This window comes from Anaerosolibacter sp., assembly GCF_029240175.1.
Classification (GTDB): Bacteria; Bacillota; Clostridia; order Peptostreptococcales; family Thermotaleaceae; genus Anaerosolibacter.
This window is the reverse complement of the sequence record NZ_JARBTM010000026.1, coordinates 70,355-89,650: the sequence shown is the minus strand read 5'-3', so window position 1 is coordinate 89,650 and position 19,296 is coordinate 70,355. Positions and strand designations below refer to the sequence as shown.

The 19,296-nt window shown below is 40.3% G+C and carries 18 protein-coding genes and 1 riboswitch; of the genes, 13 read left to right on the top strand and 5 right to left on the bottom strand.

Annotated elements, in window-relative coordinates; all coding sequences use genetic code 11:
* Positions 1-16 precede the first annotated feature (16 nt).
* Complete coding sequence (locus K0R93_RS16340; protein ID WP_330685190.1) at positions 17-208, top strand: zinc-ribbon domain-containing protein; 192 nt, start codon at positions 17-19, stop codon at positions 206-208.
* 66 nt (positions 209-274) lie between these two features.
* On the opposite strand, the gene K0R93_RS16335 is transcribed toward K0R93_RS16340, so the two are convergent.
* The 3 genes from K0R93_RS16335 to K0R93_RS16325 all read right to left on the bottom strand — a co-directional run bounded on the left by K0R93_RS16335 (position 275) and on the right by K0R93_RS16325 (position 3,648).
* Entirely contained in the window at positions 275-1,081 is an 807-nt protein-coding gene (locus tag K0R93_RS16335) for a MetQ/NlpA family ABC transporter substrate-binding protein (RefSeq protein WP_300303469.1), read from the bottom strand.
* Positions 1,082-1,223: 142 nt separating this feature from the next.
* A riboswitch (SAM riboswitch) is annotated at positions 1,224-1,332 on the bottom strand.
* A gap of 129 nt (positions 1,333-1,461) precedes the next feature.
* Entirely contained in the window at positions 1,462-2,721 is a 1,260-nt protein-coding gene (locus tag K0R93_RS16330) for a pyridoxal phosphate-dependent aminotransferase (protein WP_300303466.1), read from the bottom strand.
* Between the two features lie 33 nt (positions 2,722-2,754).
* Positions 2,755-3,648 (bottom strand): DMT family transporter, encoded by an 894-nt coding sequence (locus K0R93_RS16325; protein ID WP_300303463.1) that lies wholly within the window; start codon positions 3,646-3,648, stop codon positions 2,755-2,757.
* A 192-nt stretch (positions 3,649-3,840) separates the two neighbouring features.
* Here K0R93_RS16325 and K0R93_RS16320 point away from each other — a divergent pair, with 192 nt between their 5' ends.
* The 10 genes from K0R93_RS16320 to K0R93_RS16275 all read left to right on the top strand — a co-directional run bounded on the left by K0R93_RS16320 (position 3,841) and on the right by K0R93_RS16275 (position 13,842).
* Positions 3,841-4,596: an ATP-binding protein gene (locus tag K0R93_RS16320; RefSeq protein ID WP_300303460.1), complete on the top strand. Its 756-nt coding sequence runs from the start codon at positions 3,841-3,843 to the stop codon at positions 4,594-4,596.
* Positions 4,597-4,971: 375 nt separating this feature from the next.
* The gene (locus K0R93_RS16315) at positions 4,972-5,394 is read left to right on the top strand and encodes a MarR family winged helix-turn-helix transcriptional regulator (RefSeq protein WP_300303498.1); all 423 of its coding nucleotides are present in this window, start codon (positions 4,972-4,974) and stop codon (positions 5,392-5,394) included.
* Between the two features lie 27 nt (positions 5,395-5,421).
* Positions 5,422-6,069, top strand: a complete 648-nt coding sequence (locus K0R93_RS16310) for an ABC transporter ATP-binding protein (RefSeq protein WP_300303457.1) — start codon at positions 5,422-5,424, stop codon at positions 6,067-6,069.
* Positions 6,070-6,855 carry an ABC transporter permease gene (locus tag K0R93_RS16305; protein WP_300303454.1) on the top strand — a complete coding sequence of 262 codons (786 nt, stop codon included), beginning with the start codon at positions 6,070-6,072 and terminating at the stop codon, positions 6,853-6,855. It begins immediately after the preceding gene.
* Positions 6,856-6,970: 115 nt separating this feature from the next.
* The gene (locus tag K0R93_RS16300) at positions 6,971-7,408 is read left to right on the top strand and encodes a hypothetical protein (protein WP_300303451.1); all 438 of its coding nucleotides are present in this window, start codon (positions 6,971-6,973) and stop codon (positions 7,406-7,408) included.
* 354 nt (positions 7,409-7,762) lie between these two features.
* Positions 7,763-8,308, top strand: a complete 546-nt coding sequence (locus tag K0R93_RS16295; protein ID WP_300303448.1) for a hypothetical protein — start codon at positions 7,763-7,765, stop codon at positions 8,306-8,308.
* Positions 8,309-9,823, top strand: a complete 1,515-nt coding sequence (locus tag K0R93_RS16290; protein WP_300303445.1) for a flotillin family protein — start codon at positions 8,309-8,311, stop codon at positions 9,821-9,823.
* A gap of 143 nt (positions 9,824-9,966) precedes the next feature.
* Positions 9,967-10,482, top strand: a complete 516-nt coding sequence (gene tpx, locus K0R93_RS16285; RefSeq protein WP_300303442.1) for a thiol peroxidase — start codon at positions 9,967-9,969, stop codon at positions 10,480-10,482.
* Positions 10,483-10,803: 321 nt separating this feature from the next.
* Positions 10,804-12,342: a putative basic amino acid antiporter YfcC gene (gene yfcC / locus K0R93_RS16280; RefSeq protein ID WP_300303439.1), complete on the top strand. Its 1,539-nt coding sequence runs from the start codon at positions 10,804-10,806 to the stop codon at positions 12,340-12,342.
* A 120-nt stretch (positions 12,343-12,462) separates the two neighbouring features.
* Positions 12,463-13,842 carry a [Fe-Fe] hydrogenase large subunit C-terminal domain-containing protein gene (locus K0R93_RS16275; RefSeq protein ID WP_300303436.1) on the top strand — a complete coding sequence of 460 codons (1,380 nt, stop codon included), beginning with the start codon at positions 12,463-12,465 and terminating at the stop codon, positions 13,840-13,842.
* Between the two features lie 67 nt (positions 13,843-13,909).
* Here the strand turns inward: K0R93_RS16275 and K0R93_RS16270 are convergent, their stop codons facing one another.
* Positions 13,910-14,587, bottom strand: a complete 678-nt coding sequence (locus K0R93_RS16270; protein WP_300303433.1) for a metal-dependent hydrolase — start codon at positions 14,585-14,587, stop codon at positions 13,910-13,912.
* Positions 14,588-14,645: 58 nt separating this feature from the next.
* On the bottom strand, positions 14,646-15,317 hold the full coding sequence (locus tag K0R93_RS16265; RefSeq protein WP_300303430.1) for an alpha/beta hydrolase: 672 nt from the start codon (positions 15,315-15,317) through the stop codon (positions 14,646-14,648).
* Between the two features lie 262 nt (positions 15,318-15,579).
* Between K0R93_RS16265 and K0R93_RS16260 the strand changes: the two genes are divergently transcribed.
* Both K0R93_RS16260 and ppx read left to right on the top strand, forming a co-directional pair.
* The gene (locus tag K0R93_RS16260) at positions 15,580-17,745 is read left to right on the top strand and encodes an RNA degradosome polyphosphate kinase (RefSeq protein WP_300303427.1); all 2,166 of its coding nucleotides are present in this window, start codon (positions 15,580-15,582) and stop codon (positions 17,743-17,745) included.
* A gap of 14 nt (positions 17,746-17,759) precedes the next feature.
* Complete coding sequence (gene ppx / locus K0R93_RS16255) at positions 17,760-19,277, top strand: exopolyphosphatase (RefSeq protein ID WP_300303424.1); 1,518 nt, start codon at positions 17,760-17,762, stop codon at positions 19,275-19,277.
* Positions 19,278-19,296: the final 19 nt, after the last annotated feature.

Sequence of the window (19,296 nt, the reverse complement as noted above, 5' to 3'; positions counted from 1 at the left end):
AGGGAGGATGTTTAGGATGTATGAGGATAAGGCAATAGTATGCAAGGATTGTGGATCTGAGTTTACATTTACGGCAGGTGAGCAGCAATTCTACGCAGAAAAGGGCTTTGATAATGAGCCAAAGAAATGTAAAGAATGTCGCCAAAAAGCAAAAAGAGGCTTCTCAAGACCAAATAATGGTGGACAGAGAAGATCTTACGACAGATAGTACAGAAAAACCCGTACCAGTAGGTACGGGTTTTAAATTTCCACAGCTGCATCTTGACATATAATGCTAGAAACCAGGTACGACGGAACCTTCAAAGGTTGCATCAATGAACTCTTTGACTTCATCGGATTGGTAGAATTCTACTAGCTTCTTAATTCTTGGATCTTCCTGCTGATCAGGTCTTGTGACGATGACATTTACCCATGGAGAATCCTTGGGCTCAATGAAGATAGAGTCTTTGGTAGGTACAAAGCCAGCCTCAATCGCAAAGTTGGTATTGATAACTGCCACAGCCACATCATCTAGAGAACGGGCAACCATTGGGGCATCTAATTCAATAAATTCGATATTTTTAGGATTTTCCACAATATCTTTAAGGGTTACTTTGATACCTGCACCCTCTCTAAGTTTAATAACATTCGCTGATTCAAGTAAGATCAGTGCTCTTGCCCCATTGGTAGGGTCATTTGGAAGGGATATTTGATCACCATCTTTTAATTCATCTAAAGATTTTAGCTTCTTGGAGTAAACACCCATAGGAAAGTTTACAGCGGAAGCGATGGATACAAGATCCATTTTATGATCCGTGTTAAACTGATCTAAATAGGGCTGATGCTGAAAAATATTGACATCAAGCTGCTTTTCAAACAATTGGATATTTGGCTGTACATAATCAGTAAATACCACAAGCTCTATTGTAAGATTATTTGCATCGGCGATTTCTTTTACCTTTTCAGCTACTTGCTCATGGGGTCCTGTTGTAACACCAACCTTTAAAGGCTGCTCCGGTTGAGAAGCAGGCTTCGCGCCGCAGCCAGTAAGTACAGAAAGAATCAATAAAGTACTAATTGCCAAAATAAAAAATTTTTTCACAAAAAACAACTCCTTTACATGTTTTGATTTTGAAATTAGGATTTGAAATGTTCAGGAAATTGCATTCTGCCTGGCCAGGCGCACAGCTTGATTTCCAATTAAATAAAAAGGCCTTTCTGAAAACAGAAAGGCTTTGTCAACACTTCTATCTTCCAGAATTGAATTCTGCAGGATTTAGCACCGTGCGTAAATATACAACTGCCGGTTGCCGGGTTTCTCAGGGCCAGTCCCTCCACCACTCTTGATAGACATTATTTAATTGTTTTTAATTATAAGGATAATTATGCACGCTGTCAACATAGATATGACAAATATTTTTGTGCATTTTTAGCTGAAGAACAGGAAAACATTTTTTTCAATAGATACAGGCAGAAAAAAATTTAAGCCTCTGTGTCGACCTGTTGGATCACTCGGGCAATGATTTGGGGTACTTTGGCACAATGATCCTTAGGAACTGAACAAACTGCAAAACGAATACCTTTCCCTAGGGGAACAGCGAATATATATTCTTTTTGAAGTTCAGCAGCCACAAGGTCTGGATTTTTGCAAGGAATCGTGATAAAGAAACCTGCCTTATAAGGACAAATCTTCAGATTTGCTTTTTCTGCTTCTTGAATAAAAGCATCTGCTCTTTCTGTCAGCATATCCTGTAATAGCTGTCTCTCATCCTCAACCTTCTTTAAAAGCCCTGGATCATCAAAAATCTTTGCTAGAACAGTCATTGCTGGTCGTGTACCATTGGACCATACACCTCGATTGGAAAATTGATTTGCAGATTTAAACTCTTTCACTACATCAGGATTAGAAGAGATTCCTATCATGGCACCGCACCTCATGCCGTAAAGGGTATAACCCTTGGACATGCTGAAAGCTACAATGGTTAAAATATTTTGAGGCAAACCGCCGAATAATTCCATGAAAGACCTAGAATTATCGTCATTTCCTGCAAAATCAATGTAGGCAATATCAGAGAATAGAATGATGCGTTTTTCTGGATTGGCAGCTTGTGATTTTAAAAACGCCACAACTTCCTTCCACTCATCCATGGATAAACTATATCCTGTAGGATTATGGGCAGGGGCATTTAGTAAAATTACCAAGGAATCTTGCTTTTCCAGTAAAGAAATAGTCTTCTCTTTAAAGGATGCAATATTGAAGGTATCCTTTTCATCAAAAAGCGTATAGGTTACAATTGTACGACCATGTTCTTCCGCCACGGTTTTATAAGGGCCCCAATACCAGTCAGAAGTTAAAATAGCGTCGCCTATATTACTGTAATTCCAGATCGCATGACGAATAGCACCACTACCGCCAGGGGTAGCCACGGCTTCAGTAAACCCCTCAGGTATATGGTTTCGGAAGACAGCCTTTTTAGCAGCCTCTAAGAAGCTTGGAAGACCGGCAATCGGTGCATAAGCCGCATATTCTTCGGCAGGCAGCGTTCTTAATAACTCGATAACCGTAGGCAGTACAGAGAGGGAACCGTCTTCATTCAATAAAGCACCTATAGATGCGTTCACAACACGGCTGGCGCCTACTGTCTTTGCGGCGCTTAGGGCAGCGTTATTGGTGGCGAAGATTTTATCTTCTCCCTCCGTTCGTCGAGAGTGGTGTGCGACCATTGAAAAGCTCGTTGCCATAGAAAGACCTCCTTATATAAAATTGGCAGCTGTCTATGAGTTTGACTCTTCGAAGCGCGGATTTTCTAACGAATTAGCTTCCTCATGATCTGAAGTGGAAAGGTAGTTTAAAATCCCTGCAATAATTACAAGCAGTCCACCGGTGACACTAAGAAGATCCGGAAATTCAGCCCAAAGCAGCATACCGAAAATAGTTGAGAATATTATATCTGCATAATTATAAATTGTCAATTGGGTAGCGGGGGCGTATTTATAACTGTGAGTCATTAGAAATTGCGCAGTTGTTGCGGAAATACCAATGATAATTAATACAACCAGCTGTTTGAAATCTGGCACGACAAATTGACCAGCGGCCATAAATGGCACTGTGGCTAGGCTACTGAATAAACAGAAGTGGAAAACAATCACATGGGTGGAATCGGTTTTCTGAAGTTGACGGATCACAATATAGGCAGCGGCTGCAAAAACCGCCGATAAAATACCGATCATTGAGGGGATGAATGTATAATCGAACTGAGGCTTAATGATAAATAGGGTGCCTAAGATCACAATGATAAAAGCAGGTATTTGTAGTTTTTTTATGCGTTCATCTAAAAAAATATAGGCCAGTATAATCACGAAGAAGGGAGAAAGTTTATTTAGGATCACTGCATCAGAAAGAGGTAATCGACCAATGGTATAATAATAGGTGGCAACCCCAGATACACCAAAGATTGAACGCGCAAACAGCAATTTTGTATTGTTTCCAGAAAAGCTTTCTTTGTTTTTATATAGTACGAATGCTGAGATGAATACACCAAGGATATTACGGACAAAAATTTTCTCAGCCACGGGAATTTCAGGGATGCTCTTTACAGCGATGGCCATGATGGAAAAGAAGAAAGAAGATAATAGTATAAAAAAGATACCTTTCGATCGAGTATGCATGTCTAACCTCCTACAACAGTACTTCTTCTATTATATTGTTTAATGGATAAAAAAGTAAGCCGTTTTAAAAAAGATGAACAAATTTTTAAAAAGTGATGAACGCCACTTAATATTTTGATATATATCACAGGAATTGTGATATAATGCGGCTATAATTGAATTAAGATAACAAAGAAAAAGGAGGACATAAAAATGGCCATGAGAAAAATTGTTCAAATAGATGAAAACAAATGTAATGGATGTGGCGTGTGTGTGCCATCCTGTGCGGAGGGTGCGATTAAAATTATTGATGGTAAGGCAAAGTTATTATCTGATAATCTTTGTGATGGATTAGGTGCTTGTCTAGGAGACTGTCCGATGGATGCCATTACCATCATCGAACGGGAAGCAGAAGAATTCGATGAGGAAGCAGTAAAAGTGCATTTAGGACATGACCAAAAAGATGCCCACCAACAGGGGCATCATCATGGACACCACCATGGTGGAGGATGTCCTGGAAGCCAGTTGAGAATGCTAAACAAATCAAGTGCCCAATCTACTGCTGTGGTAGAGAACGGTGATGTGGAGATCAAAATCAAATCCCAGCTGCAACAGTGGCCTGTGCAATTGATGCTGGTGCCGCCGACAGCGCCATACTTTGAGGGAGCAGACCTGCTAGTAACGGCCGATTGTGTTCCATTCGCTTACCCAAACTATCACTTAGACATATTAAAGGGTAAAAAAGTTGTGATCGGATGCCCTAAGCTGGATGATGTGTCTTTCTATGCCACGAAGCTAACACAGATTATGAAGATGAATGAAATCAAGAGTGTGACTGTGGCCTTTATGGAGGTTCCATGCTGTACAGGAATTGTAAGAGCTGTGGAAAAGGCCATCGGAGATTCAGGAAAGAACATTCCTCTTCACCGTGTAAGAATAGGTATTGAGGGAGAGGCGTCAAAATTTTAATTGAGATTACAAATAGAAACCAGCGCAGATACTAACCATAAAGGCTAGACTGCTCTGGTTTTTTTATTGGAAAGATGTCAATGAGTGAGATTATTGTAGGGAATGCCCCCTGTGGCATTCCGTTTTAAGTAGAAATGTCATTGCAAATGCCGTGTAAACTCGTCCGCATACAATTTTCATAATACAACACGGCGGAACGGCACAGGGGCACGTTCCCTACGATAAATAAGGACTACATTCAATAATTAATATGAAAGATCAACATGACTCAAAAATATGGAAATTGACAAAATATAAAAATAATAGTACGATATACGTATAATACGATTATCGTATTATACTTTTTATGATAAGGAGATGATTGTTTTGGATGAGATGAAATTAATGCACAGTTTGATAGACATCTTCAAATACAAAGAACAGTATCAGCTGGAAACGTGCCAGCTGCATCCTCAAGACATGTACGTATTGGAAAGGATTTATTTCGAAAAAAGTATAAGAGTGATGGATATTTCCAAGAACTATCATATTCCTCCATCAACATTAACAGGCATTATAGACCGCCTTTATGAAAAGGAATATATTCAACGGATTCGCAGTGAAAAAGACCGAAGGGCAGTGGCGCTGATGGTGACAGCATCAGGAGAGAAGATCGTAGAACAGCATATCATGGAAGATCGTAACTTCGTAAAAAATTTCTTTCATACCATTGAACCTCAAAGGAGAGAAGCGTTACAGCAGCTGCTAGTGGAATTGGTTATGAAAATTGATAAAAATACATTGTTTATGGACAAGTAGGAAACTATGAGGTTGGGAGGTTAGAGAATGGAAAGTGTTTTTCAGTTAAAAGAGATTCAATATAAAGATATATTACAGGTAGAGCGCATGGACATACCCCTCCATAAGATTACCTGTATCATAGGAGAGAGTGGCAGCGGGAAGTCCACGCTGCTGAAGATGCTAAATAACCTGATTAGTCCTTCAAAGGGAGAGATATTTTTTAAGGACGAGAGTATTCAAAACATGGACTCCGTGGAATTAAGAAGAAAGGTGATCATGCTGGGACAAAACCCCGTGGTCTTTCCATCAACGATCCGGGATAATTTTCATATTGCACTAGGTTTCTCTGAGAAAGAATTACTGCCTGATCAGAAACTAGAGGAATATTTACGAATGGTTCACTTGAATAAAAGCTTAGATCAGACAGTGGAAACTCTTTCGGGAGGAGAAAAGCAACGGCTTGCCCTTGCCAGGGTGTTTGCATTAGATCCAGAGGTATTACTGCTGGATGAGCCATCTTCAGCCCTAGATGAGGAAACGGAAACACTAATTATAGAGGAAACGGTGAATTATACAAAAAAATATAATAAGACCTTAATCATGGTAACCCATGCCAAGTTAATTGCAGAAAACTATGGCGAGAATATTGTAAGGATTAGTAAAGGTCGATATGTGATGAAGGAGGAGAAATAAATGAGCGGCATTGTCGATTTAGGTATTTGGCAGCTTTTGTCTGCATATATATTTGTGATCTTCCTCTTGGTGATTGTACGCATCAAGGGAATATCTAGGGAAAAGGAGATATTAATCAGTTCTATTCGAATGACCCTGCAGTTGATTTTCGTGGGATATATATTGGCCTATTTATTTGAAAACGACCATCCAGGTTATACACTATTGGTGATTGGGGTCATGGAAACCTTTGCCATATTCAACATCTATAAGCGGGTGAAAGGAAAGCTGTCTATGGGTCTAAAGAAGGTGATTGCCCTGTCTATGGCATCAGGTACCCTTCTTTCAATCGCATATTTTTTATTTGTGGTCATACAAATTAGCCCTTGGTACAAGACACAGTATTTTGTTCCTTTGGCAGGGATGATTATCGGAAATTCCATGACGGGGATCGCCCTAGGTGTAGACCGGCTGGTTGATGGGATGAGAGCGAAAAAGGATATGGTGGAAACTGCTTTGATGTTGGGAGCTACCCCTAAAGCGGCTTCTAAAACCATTGTAGATCATGCCTTTGATTCTGCTATTATGCCTACCATCAATTCCATGGTAGGCATGGGGATCGTATTTTTACCAGGCATGATGACAGGGCAAATCCTATCGGGAACATCACCACTGACAGCCATAGAATACCAGATTGCCATTATGCTTGGAATTTTGGGCAGTGTATCCTTGACAGTATTTTTATTCGTTCAGATGGGATATCAGTCCTTTTTTAACAAGGAAAAGCAGCTGGTAGTGAATGAATAAAAAAGAAAGATAAAAAAAGAAATAAGGAACTTTTCCTTATTTCTTTTTTTATGATATTAAAATATAATGGAAATATATGTAAAAAAAGCGATTTCTAAAGGGAGGAGAATATTTGATGCGTTATCTGAGAGAAAGACATTTGGGGTTATACGTACTTATTGTACTTGCAGCATTCATTTTTCAATTGTATTTACGTATAAACCCAATCAGTAATCTACAGGCCTCCTTCAGGGCTGTCCATTTTGAAAGCAGTAGCGAAGATCCAAGTATAAAAGAACTTCGTTATATGCTAGGGATCAAAAACTCTTCCAATCAGGAACTCCGGTGTCATGCAGTCATCGTGAGGCCAAAAGCAGATTGGTATCCATACCTCGATAGTATTCCAGAAAAATACTATTCTGATCTTATCATCATCCCACCAGATCACGGAGAATTTTATGAAATAGAAGCCACGTACAATTCTCCGGATGATAGGATCACAGGGGGAAGTTTAGGTGATTTTAGAGTTGAGTTTATCACTGAAGATGAGTATCAGAAAGTTATAGGACAATAGTAGAAAGATGCGGCATAAATGCCGTAGATCAAGATCGAGATCCAGATTGAAACCCGTAGGGGCAGGGTCATCCTGCCCTTCTTCTGCTGATCTCTTGAGTCTTCGGGCGGGGAAACCCGCGCCCCTACCGTCTTTACTCGATCTCAATCTTGATCTCGATCTTATGTCGCATCTTTTTTCTATTGTGATACGGGTTGTGGATTTTGAATACCAATGGTAATCGAGTCAATACCCTATCATGTAAATGAGTAAAAATATTACAGTTGCATTACATTTTATGGTAATGTAACTTTTTTTCCATATTACTGTAGTATAATTTAAATGGAAAAAATTTGTATTGATGGGGTGATGTGGATGACAGCCTTTTTTTATATTCTCTTTGGGGTAGGGGTCTTATATTCAGTGATTACTTTTTTATTGGGCCAGCTGCTGGACTTCATAGAGGTAGACATAGATTTTGATGATGAGGGTCTGTTTGATGCTCAAGTTTCCCCCTTTAAACCCATGATGATTGCCACCTTCCTAACAACGTTTGGAGGATTGGGATTGATTTTTCAACATAAGGGGCAATGGCATCCCATCATCATTGTACTTGTGGCATTGGCAGGAGCTTTAGCCCTCTGTGCTGTTATCTATTATCTTGTGATGGTTCCTTTATATAAGGCTCAGAATACCAGTGCTGTTGCCCAAAGCAGGGTCATTGGGTATCGGGGACGAGTGACAGTGCCCATAAGGGAAGGAAAATATGGGAAGATTACCTATACGATCAATGGTAACACCTATTCAGCTCCTGCAAAATCCTTCTCAGGTAAGGATTTACAGGTGGGTGAAGAGGTGCTAATCATAGATATACAAAAAAACGTCTACTATGTAGATGGAACAAAAAAAGGGGGCATGTAAATGAACATTACAGGATTCGTAGGGGTGGTACCAATTCTTATTGTCGCAGTGGTGATTTTACTGATGGTTGGTATTGTAACCATGTGGCGTAAGGTATCACAGGATAAGGCACTGGTTGTAACAGGTTTGAAGAAACGTGTTATTTCAGGGGGCGGGGGATTGGTTATTCCTCTCTTTGAAAAAACAGATAGAATCTCCTTGGAGAACATGAAGATTTATGTGAAAACCGATGGAGCATTGACAGAACAAGGTGTAGATATCAAAGCTGACGGGGTTGCCGTTATGAAGGTTAAATCCGATAGAGAATCCATATTGGCAGCCATGGAGCAGTTTAACACGGGAAATGAGAAAGAGACCATCGAGGTAATTAAGGAAACTGCTAGGGATGTATTGGAAGGAAAATTAAGAGAGATTATTTCTACCATGACAGTGGAAGATATTTATAAGAATAGGGAAAAATTTGCTTCTCAGGTCCAAGAAGTAGCAGCCCTAGATTTGGCTGAAATGGGTCTTGAAATCAAAGCATTTACAATTCGAGATATTTCAGACAATAACGGATATCTAGAAGCTTTGGGTAAGAAAAGAATAGCAGAGGTAAAAAGAGATGCAGAGATTGCAGAAGCCAATGCAAGGATGGAAACTAAAGTCAAAACAGCTGAAGCCAATCGTGAAGGAGAAGCGGCCAGCCTGATCGCGCAAACGCAAATAGCAGAATCCGAGAAGATAAAAGAACTGAAGGTGCAAGCCTATCGAAGAGAGCAGGAAAGTGCCAAGGCAAGCTCTGACCTAGCTTATGAAATTGAATCCAATAAAGTAAAGAGAGAAGTAACAGAGACCCAAATGCAGGTAGAAATCACAAAAAAAGAAAAAGAAAAAGAATTGACGGATGTAGAAATGCAGGTTCAGATTGCCAGGAAGCAAAAAGAAATTGAGCTAGCTGAGCAAGAAGCTTTGAGAAAAGAAAAGGAATTGGAGTCCACAATTAAGAAACAAGCTGAGGCTGAAAAGTATCGGGCTGAGAAACAAGCTGAAGCAGAGAAATACAGAGAGATTCAAGATGCTGAAGGAAAAGCCAATGCCATTCGTTTGGAGGGCCAGGCACGAGCCGACGCTCGAAAAGCAGAAGGTATGGCTGAGGTAGAAATTATTCGTGAGAAGGGTAAAGCTGAAGCAGAAGCTATGATGAAGAAGGCTGAAGCATATAAGCAGTACAATGAGGCTGCGGTGACCCAGATGATTATTGAGAAACTGCCAGAACTGGCAAAGGCTATTGCAGAGCCATTATCAAAGACAGAGAAGATTGTCATTGTAGATTCTGGAGAAGGTGGAAAGGGTGCAGGGAAGATAACTTCCTATGTAACAGATATCATGTCATCCTTGCCTGAAACTGTTGATGCCGTTACGGGAATCAATCTGCTAGAGATGTTAAAGTCAAAGAAAATTGATCCTACCAAGCTGGAGAGTGTGGCTATTAAGCCGATAGTGACATTGTCAGAAGAAAACAAAGAGAGCTAGTCGCATAAAAGAGAATTCTTTTCACTGAAGAATTCTCTTTTTATATATATGTATATATGTATATTTGATAACGAAAATGATTATCTATGGCGGTGAAGGGTATAATGTTAAAGGAAAATGATCTTTGAGAGGAGAGCAAGCTGATGAATACAAAAAGAACAGGCATTGTTACCATGAAAGGGAATCCCTTGACTTTGGTGGGAAATGAAATAAAGGTAGGCGATAAAGGGCCAGATTTTACGGTATTAACCAATGACATGCAGCTGTACAGTTTAAAGGATGCTGGTAACAAGGTGAAAATTGTTAGTGTGGTACCATCCCTAGATACAGGCGTGTGTGAGCTTCAAACGATTCACTTTAATGAAGAGGCTGCAGAATTAGGCGATGTGGTCATATTGACCATTAGTGTGGACCTTCCATTTGCTCAGAAAAGATTTTGCGGTGCCAAGGGCATTGATAAGGTGATTACTTTGTCAGATCATCGAGATTTATCCTTTGGCCTTCAATATGGATTTGTTTTGGAAGAGTTACGGCTGTTGGCGAGAGGCGTTATCGTTATCGATCAGGAAAATGTGGTACGATATGTGGAGTATGTGGGCGAGGTTGCAGCGCAGCCAGACTACGATAAGGCCCTAGAGGCAGTAAAGCAGCTAGTATAAATCAATAAAGCGATTCCAGGAAGTAAAGGGATGTTCCATAGATCATAACCATATACATCTGTTATCACGAAAATCGGAGACTGCTGAGAAATGGTAGTCTCTTTTTTATTTACTAGGAAGTTCTACTTTCCTAGTAAATAAAAAATCAGGGGTGCAGGAGAAGTATAATGGTTGCAAATGGATGAGATAAAGAGCCAAAAAAGGACAAAAAGGTTGTAAGAATGCCATAATCATGGTACAATCAGCGAAAATATGATTGGCATAGTTCATGCATTATTCATGTTTGCAATTCATTATCTATTTATAAGGAGGGACTAATGCATGTCAGTTGAAGTGAAGGAAAAGCAAGAAAAGAAGCCGAAGGCGGTGAAGGTGCCCCATACCTATGTCATCATTTTTGCCGTAATTTTATTGTGTGCTATTTTAACGTATACAGTTCCTGTAGGGCAGTTTGATGTCCAAGAGGTAAAGTATATGCAGGGGGAAAGTGAAAAGACAAAAACAGTGCTCGATCCAGCCAGCTTTAGATTGGTAACGGATGAGAGTGGAAACACTGTGAAAAACCCGGTTCCTATTTTCGGAACGGAAGATTTTGGCGGCATAGGGATGTTGAACTATGTGTTTGAGGGTCTTGTTTCTGGGGATAAATGGGGTTCTGCTGTAGGTATTGTTGCATTTATTTTGGTCATCGGAGGTGCCTTTGGGATCGTATTAAAAACAGGGGCAGTAGAAGCCGGTATCTTGGCGATGATCAGCAAGACAAAAGGGATGGAAGTTATTATTCTACCTGTAATATTTATTCTATTCTCCCTAGGTGGGGCTGTATTCGGCATGGGTGAAGAGGCGATTCCCTTTGCTATGATTCTGGTACCATTGGTGATTGCCATGGGATATGATGCCATTGTGGGAGTATGTATCACCTATGTGGCTACGCAAATCGGGTTTGCTGCATCTTGGATGAATCCATTCAGCTTGGCAGTAGCGCAAGGTGTGTCAGGCGTACCCGTAATGTCAGGTGCAGGATTAAGAATGGTGGCGTGGGTGGTGTTTACTGCCATCGGTATTGCATATACCATGGTATATGCAAGAAAAATTAAAAAAAACCCATTGGCGTCTGTATGCTATGAGTCTGATGCATACTATAGAAATGATTTTCAAGGGAAAGATCATTTTGAAACAAAATTTACAACGGGTCATGGATTGGTATTATTGACAATCGCCTTGACAGTGGTTTGGACAATTTGGGGTGTTGTGAAGAAAGGTTATTATATTCCAGAATTGGCTTCCCAATTTTTCGTAATGGGCCTTATAGCGGGTATTATCGGAGTGATTTTCAAGTTAAATGATATGAAGCTGGATGATATTGCTTCTTCTTTCCAAAGCGGGGCTGCGGACCTTGTGGGGGCAGCCATGGTTGTAGGTATGGCAAAGGGGATTATCATCATTTTAGGAGGAACAGATCCTGCCAGTGGAACGGTTCTAAACACGATTCTCCATAGTATGGGAAGTGCGGTAGGAAATCTTCCGCCTATGATTTCTGCGTGGTTTATGTATATCTTCCAGTCTGTATTCAATTTCTTTGTTGTATCAGGCTCTGGTCAAGCTGCGTTAACCATGCCATTAATGGCACCTTTAGCAGATATCGTGGGGGTAACAAGACAGGTAGCTGTATTGGCATTTCAGCTTGGTGATGGTTTTACAAACCTAATTGTACCAACTTCCGGCTGTTTAATGGGTGTGCTGGGTGTAGCTAGAATGAGCTGGGGAGATTGGGCTAAATGGCAAATCAAAATGCAAGCTGCATTGTTTGTGGTTGCTTCCATATTTATGTTTGTGGCAGTGGCGATTGGATATAACTAAAATTGATTTTTGTGAAAGACCTACGATTGTAGGTCTTTTGCTATTTATTCCATAATGAGCATAAATGTGCCTTGTAAGAGTGAAAATATAAGAGAATATGCATCATTACAGGAGGCTGTTATGGAAAATACTACGAACAATCGATTGCAAAAATATAGGATGTCGATTTTTAAAGAGGTAGCCAAGTTAGCATGGCAGGGAAGGCTAGAAGAAGGAATTGAAGAATTGCCAGATCAAATACTCGGAGAAAAAGCTGACGATGAAAAGGAACGGAAAATTGTAAGAAATTATATACGGATGGCCATGGGAGTAGATCCTAGTCGTGAAGAGCACAGCCTCATAGAGGACGTAGAAAAGGCATTACAGCTGAGTCAAGTGGAAAGTCCTTTGGTTGCAGTAATAGAAAATATTTGTGATGAATGCCATCGATACCATGGAGAAGATACCTATGATGAGGAATGTCCAAGGGGTCACTTAGACTGTACGAAGGGAGAGCACAAATGTCTTGGCTGCGGAAAGTGTATGGGTGAATGTCCATTAGGCGCCATTTCTGATAAGATTGAGTTCATTCCTTTCATAAAGATGCTTCAAGATAAGAAACAACCCATATATGCTACCATTGCGCCGGCTTATGTAGGTCAATTGGGAGACAATATGACACCAGGGAAGCTGCGGGCTGCCTTAAAGTGGATGGGATTCACAGATATGATTGAGGTCGCAGTATTTGCAGATATCTTGACGGTAAAAGAAGCCTATGAGTTTGATCATATGGTAAAAACAGAAAAGGATTTTTTTATTACAAGCTGCTGTTGTCCTGTGTGGGTAGGACTGATACAGAAGAACTTTAAGGATATTGAAGATCATGTATCTCCCTCTGTATCACCTATGATTGCATCAGGAAGGGTAGTAAAAGCTTTAAATCCAAATGCCAAGGTTGTTTTTATCGGGCCATGTATTGCTAAAAAAGCTGAGGCAAAGATTGAAGATTTAAAGGATGCCATCGATTATGTATTGACCTTTAGAGAGCTTCATGAAATCTTTGGGGCATTGGAAATTGATTTGGAAACATTGGAGGATGATGATCGAGAGGAAGCTTCCTTTTCTGGACGAGTATACGCCCGGACTGGCGGTGTAAGTAAGGCAGTAGAACTATCGGTGGAAAGAGTAACCCAAAGGGATATTCCCTTTAAATCCGTGTGCTTTGATGGGGCCAAAGACTGTAAAGAGGGATTGCATAGGCTGTTAGAAGGAGAGATTCAGGCCAACTTTATTGAAGGCATGGGTTGCGTAGGCGGCTGTGTAGGCGGGCCCAGGACCATTGCCTCGGTTGAGAAGGCAACGGAAAAAGTAAATCGTTATAGCGAATCTACAACGATGAAAACGCCCTTCGATAACAATAATGTACTGGAGCTGATTACCAGCTTAGGTCTAAAACGATTAGAATCTCTAGAACATGGAGAAAGTATCAAAAATCTGCTCGTGAGAAACTTGAATAGATAGGAAAATCCCCTAAGGTTTGATCATGAGAATCAAATCATAGGGGATTTATCATTAGATATAAAAGGTACTAAAAGTTATAGGATTCACCGGGCTTTAGGGAAACTACCTCTACATCCTTTACACGGTCTTTAAAAACACCAGGGTCAGCTTTGATGACAGGAAACGTATCATAGTGCATAGGAATAACTTTTTTTGGCTTGATAAATTCTACAGCTCGCACAGCATCTGTAATGTCCATGGTAAAATTACCACCGATAGGTAATAGGGCAACATCGATATTTTCTGTTTCTAATAATTGCATGTCCATGGTCAAACCGGTATCACCGGCATGGTAGATTTTTTTGGCATTAACCTCAATAACGAAGCCGCAGGGATTGCCTCCATAAATGAGTCCGCCGATGGTCTCTATCCCTGAACCATGAAGGGCGGGCGTCATCTTCACAGTACCAAAGTCAAACTTCGTTCGACCGCCGATATGCATGGCATGGGTAGGAATGTCCTTCCCGCCTAGGTAAGAAGCAATTTCATAGTTAGTAATTACAGTGGCATTGCTTTTGCTAGAAATTAAGGCAGCATCACCTAGGTGATCACCGTGGCCATGGGTCACGAAAATATGGGTAATATGCTGAAAGTCAGGAAGTGATTTTGGTGCTTGGGGATTGCTAGATAAAAAAGGGTCAATCAATGCTTTAAAGTTACCTTCCTCTATGTAAAAGCATGCATGACCAAGAAACTGGATTTTCATAGGAAAACAACTCCTTTTATTCTTACTCTATTTTATCATACCATATAGCTAGATAATCTCACAGATGGTTTGAGACAAAAGAGACGATATCTTCAAAAATCATGGATGTTTCAAAGCTATCGCAAAAACGATGGGTGGTCTGATCATAGTATCTAATTTCTTTTTGAGTGGTTTGTGCATGATCATAAATATATTGGGCGCTTCTTGCCCTGACCAAAGGATCTTTTTTACCCTGGACTACCAGCAAGGGAACATTCAATTTTTTCACCAAGGGTTTTGCGGAACGCAGTGTTTTGACAAAGTGATAATTAGCTTTTAAAGGAATTCTGAAGAACGTTGTATAGTCAAGGAGGCGAAGATAGTTTTTACTTTTGACAGCATGGGAGATATCTTCAAAGATATTTATTCCGTCTAGGCAGTATATAGGGGTACCCATGGTTACCATGCACTTTGGCTGATACTGCTGGGTTAAATGGAAGGCAAGCAATCCACCCATGGAGAAGCCTATGACTGCAATCTCACTGCATTGGCGAGATAACTCTTCGTATCCTTGTTGGGCCGATGCGATCCAATCAAGGTAAGTCGATCGATGAAGATCTTTTTTCGGATTGTCATGGCCATGGAGGGTAGGACAATGGGTGATAATATTCTCTCTATTGAACATATCTCCAAGGGGAGCCATGTCACAAGATCCACCGGTGAAACCATGAAGCAGTAAACAACCTTTCAAAGGATATCAGCTCCTTTCTGTCAAATCATATCTGTCATAGTTATAGTATTGACACAAAACCGTAGTACTTATGATATAATTTAAAACAATTATGATGGAGGGAATAAAATATGGGTAACATAACTATATGTAATTTTGCCATTGGGAGGCTCAGAAAGAATGAGAAGAAGTGATATCATATGGACTATGGATGGGGACGCTCAATTTTTGAGAACGGAGATTGCGGAGGGAGTCCCATTAAAGTTGAAGAGGATGATAAGACATGGCTAAAGTCAATGATCAACCTATGGAGCATTTTATCAATCGAGAATTGAGTTGGTTAGAATTCAATGATCGTGTTCTGCAAGAAGCGAGAAACAGTAAAAATCCTCTTTTTGAGCGCTTAAAATTTCTGGCCATTGTAAGCTCCAATCTTGATGAATTTTTTATGATTCGCGTTGCTTCTCTAAAACAGCAGGTGCACGTTGGTTTTCACAGACCGGACCCTTCGGGATTGACACCAAAACAGCAATTAAAGAGAATATCCCTTAGAACGCATAAAATGGTAGATGAACAATATACCTCGTTTCATCGTGCCCTTGTTCCTGGGCTAAAGAAAAATGATGTTTTGATAGCAGATAGAGAAAGTTTAACCCTTTCCCAAAGAAATTATCTAGAAAACTATTTTACGGAAGTGGTATATCCTGTGTTAACACCTATGGCGGTAGACTCCAGCAGGCCCTTTCCGTTAATTTTAAATAAAAGTCTAAATCTAGGGATTTTAATTGACAAAAAAAAACCTGAAAAAGATTTCACCTTCGCAACGGTACAGATTCCATCCGTACTGCCTAGAATGGTTCCATTGCCAGGAGAAAAGTCAGCAAGAAAAAGCTTTATTTTTCTAGAGGAGATTGTGGCCATGTTCATTGGAAGGCTATTTGCTGGGCACGATGTGATCTGTGCATATCCATATAGAATCACTCGAGATGCAGATTTAAGCATACAAGAGGAGGAAGCGGAAGATTTGTTGATGGAGATTGAAAAATCATTAAAGAAAAGGAAATGGGGTTCTGCCATACGACTAGAGGTGGATTTCCATATGGATGAACGGTTGGTAGATATCCTTAAGACAGTTTTAGAAATTCATCACGGAGATATATACTATATCAACGGTCCAATAGATCTGACTTTTCTTATGAAGATGTATGATTTAGAGGGGTATGAAGGATTGAAGTATCCCCATTATGTTCCTCAAATACCGCGGGCTTTCTTAGAAGAGGAAAATATTTTCCGTGCTATACGCAAAGGGGATATTTTGCTGCATCATCCCTTTGAATCCTTTGAACCTGTTGCAGCCTTTGTTCGTAGAGCGGCTGGGGACCCAAAGGTACTAGCGATCAAACAAACCCTCTATCGTGTCAGTGGAGATTCGCCCATCGTCAAGGCATTGGCAGAAGCTGCCGAAAGAGGAAAACAAGTGACAGTCCTTGTAGAAGTAAAGGCGCGGTTTGATGAAGAGAACAACATACAATGGGCAAAACGCTTGGAAAAGGCAGGCTGTCACGTGATCTATGGCTTGGTTGGCCTCAAAACCCATTGTAAGATTACCTTGGTGGTAAGAATGGAATCCCATGGGGTTCGGAGATACGTTCATTTGGGAACGGGAAATTATAATGACATTACGGCAGATTTCTATACGGATATAGGATTATTTACCTGTAATGAATATTATGGTGCCGACGCTTCGGCTTTGTTCAATATGCTCTCAGGATACTCGGAACCCCCTGGGTGGCACAGGTTGGAGGCTGCCCCAAAGGGACTTAGAAAAAGGTTTATCCAATTGATAGAAAATGAAATAAGAAATGCCATGGATGGAAAAAGTGGACACATTATTGCCAAGATGAATTCCCTCGTTGATACGGAGTTAATTATGATGCTGTATAGAGCTTCTATTGCCGGGGTAAAAGTTGATCTAATTGTACGGGGGATCTGCTGCTTAAAGCCAGGAATACCTAATATTAGTGAAAATATTACCGTGAGAAGTATTGTGGGAAGGTTTTTAGAGCACAGCAGAATTTTTTATTTCTACAATAATGGAAATGAGGATATTTTTTTATCGAGTGCAGACTGGATGCCTCGAAATTTAGATCATAGAGTAGAATTGCTCTTTCCCGTGGAGGATAAGCTGTTGCGTCAGCGGGTGATAGAGATTTTAAATATGAACTTAACAGACACAGTAAAGGCAAGGCTGCTGAATCGTGAAGGAAGGTACAAAAAAATAGACCGAAGAGGAAAGAAGCGAATCGATTCACAAAGCTATTTCTGTGAGGCAGCTTACCATACCAGGAAGAGATATGATGAGGAAAAGACGGCACCAATATTTCGACCTGTTTTATCAAACCATTCTACATTACAACAAGAAATAGCAGTGGAATGTGAAGAAGAATAAAGGTGGGGTGAACGATGAACAACAAAGTTGCGATTATAGACTTAGGTTCTAACTCGATTCGAATGATTATCATGAAAATCTATGGAGATGGGTCCTATAAGATGGTCGACCAGGCGAAAGAAATGGTACGGCTCAGTGAAGGAATGGGTGGAGAAATGACCCTAAAGCCCTTAGCCATTCAGAGAACCCTATACGTCTTAAAATTGTTTAAAAAGCTGATAGAGGTCCATCAGGCAGATAAAATATTTACGGTGGCCACTGCAGCCGTAAGAAATGCCAACAATCAAAAGTTCTTTTTAGATAAGGTAAAACAGGAAACAGGATTTGACTTTGAAGTAATCTCTGGTGAGATGGAGGCTTACTATGATTATTTAGGTGTAATCAATACCATTGATATAGAGGATTGTATAATTATTGATATAGGCGGTGCCAGTACAGAATTGATTTGGGTTGAGAAACGACGGCTGAAGGAAGCAGTGAGTTTACCCTATGGGGCAGTGGTCTTAACAGAAAAATTTTTTGATAAGGGTGATATTACCCAGGAGAAGTTAAAAAAGCTTGAGCAGTTCATGGAAAAACAGTATGAGCAAGTGAAATGGCTAAAGCAGGTTACAGGATTACCTATCGTTGGGCTGGGTGGCTCCATTCGTAGCCTAGCCAAAATAGATAAAAAGAAGATAAGATTCCCTTTAGAGAGTCTCCATAATTATCAGATGGAAGAATGGGAAGCGGCCCATGCCTATCAATTGGTAACGAAGGCAAATTTGGAGGAAAGAAAAAATATTCCGGGAGTAGGAAAAGAACGGGCAGACATCATTGTAGGAGGATTGGTACCGATAAAGGTATTGATGAATTATCTAAAAGCAGAAAAGCTGATTGTTAGCGGCAATGGACTGAGAGAGGGTATATTTTTCCAAAATTATCTTAAGGTATTGAATTATGGGGATGAGATTATTCAAGATGTGTTGTTTCATAGTGTGGAAAATAATCTAAGAAACTATGAAGTAAATATGGATCATTCTTTCCATGTACAAAAGCTGGCCCTATCGATTTTTGATCAAACAAAGGAAATTCACGGAATGGGAGCATGGGAGAGAAAGCTCTTAGCAGCTGCAAGCCTCCTCCATGATATTGGCATGTACGTGGATTATTATAATCATCATAAACATGGATTCTACCTTACTTTGAATGCAAGGCTAAACGGCTTGCGCAACAGGGAGTTGGTAATGTGTGCTTTTATCGTAGCCATGCATCGAAATGAAGAGTTCAAGAAGGATTGGAAAGGGTACAATATGCTCATAGATAAAAACGATTATGAAATCGTGAAAAAATTAAGCTGGTTTGCCCGTGTCGCCGAGAAATTAGACCGTAGCGAGTATGGCAGTGTAGAGGATGTGGTGTGCTATCTTGATCAAGATAGTCTTCAGATTATGCTAAAAACCAATAGCGCTGCAGAACTGGAGATTGCCGCCGCCATGAAAAGCGAGAAGGTATTTGAGAAGATGTTCCGTAAAAAATTATACATCGTGTGAAATAGCTAGAGACAATGGG

Coding starts and splice junctions, on each gene's coding strand:
- K0R93_RS16340 (WP_330685190.1), top strand. CDS start 17: ATGTATGAGGATAAGGCAATAGTATGCAAGGATTGTGGATCTGAGTTT.
- K0R93_RS16330 (WP_300303466.1), bottom strand. CDS start 2,721: ATGGCAACGAGCTTTTCAATGGTCGCACACCACTCTCGACGAACGGAG.
- K0R93_RS16325 (WP_300303463.1), bottom strand. CDS start 3,648: ATGCATACTCGATCGAAAGGTATCTTTTTTATACTATTATCTTCTTTC.
- K0R93_RS16320 (WP_300303460.1), top strand. CDS start 3,841: ATGGCCATGAGAAAAATTGTTCAAATAGATGAAAACAAATGTAATGGA.
- K0R93_RS16315 (WP_300303498.1), top strand. CDS start 4,972: ATGAAATTAATGCACAGTTTGATAGACATCTTCAAATACAAAGAACAG.
- K0R93_RS16310 (WP_300303457.1), top strand. CDS start 5,422: ATGGAAAGTGTTTTTCAGTTAAAAGAGATTCAATATAAAGATATATTA.
- K0R93_RS16305 (WP_300303454.1), top strand. CDS start 6,070: ATGAGCGGCATTGTCGATTTAGGTATTTGGCAGCTTTTGTCTGCATAT.
- K0R93_RS16300 (WP_300303451.1), top strand. CDS start 6,971: ATGCGTTATCTGAGAGAAAGACATTTGGGGTTATACGTACTTATTGTA.
- K0R93_RS16295 (WP_300303448.1), top strand. CDS start 7,763: ATGACAGCCTTTTTTTATATTCTCTTTGGGGTAGGGGTCTTATATTCA.
- K0R93_RS16290 (WP_300303445.1), top strand. CDS start 8,309: ATGAACATTACAGGATTCGTAGGGGTGGTACCAATTCTTATTGTCGCA.
- tpx (WP_300303442.1), top strand. CDS start 9,967: ATGAATACAAAAAGAACAGGCATTGTTACCATGAAAGGGAATCCCTTG.
- yfcC (WP_300303439.1), top strand. CDS start 10,804: ATGTCAGTTGAAGTGAAGGAAAAGCAAGAAAAGAAGCCGAAGGCGGTG.
- K0R93_RS16275 (WP_300303436.1), top strand. CDS start 12,463: ATGGAAAATACTACGAACAATCGATTGCAAAAATATAGGATGTCGATT.
- K0R93_RS16270 (WP_300303433.1), bottom strand. CDS start 14,587: ATGAAAATCCAGTTTCTTGGTCATGCATGCTTTTACATAGAGGAAGGT.
- K0R93_RS16260 (WP_300303427.1), top strand. CDS start 15,580: ATGGCTAAAGTCAATGATCAACCTATGGAGCATTTTATCAATCGAGAA.
- ppx (WP_300303424.1), top strand. CDS start 17,760: ATGAACAACAAAGTTGCGATTATAGACTTAGGTTCTAACTCGATTCGA.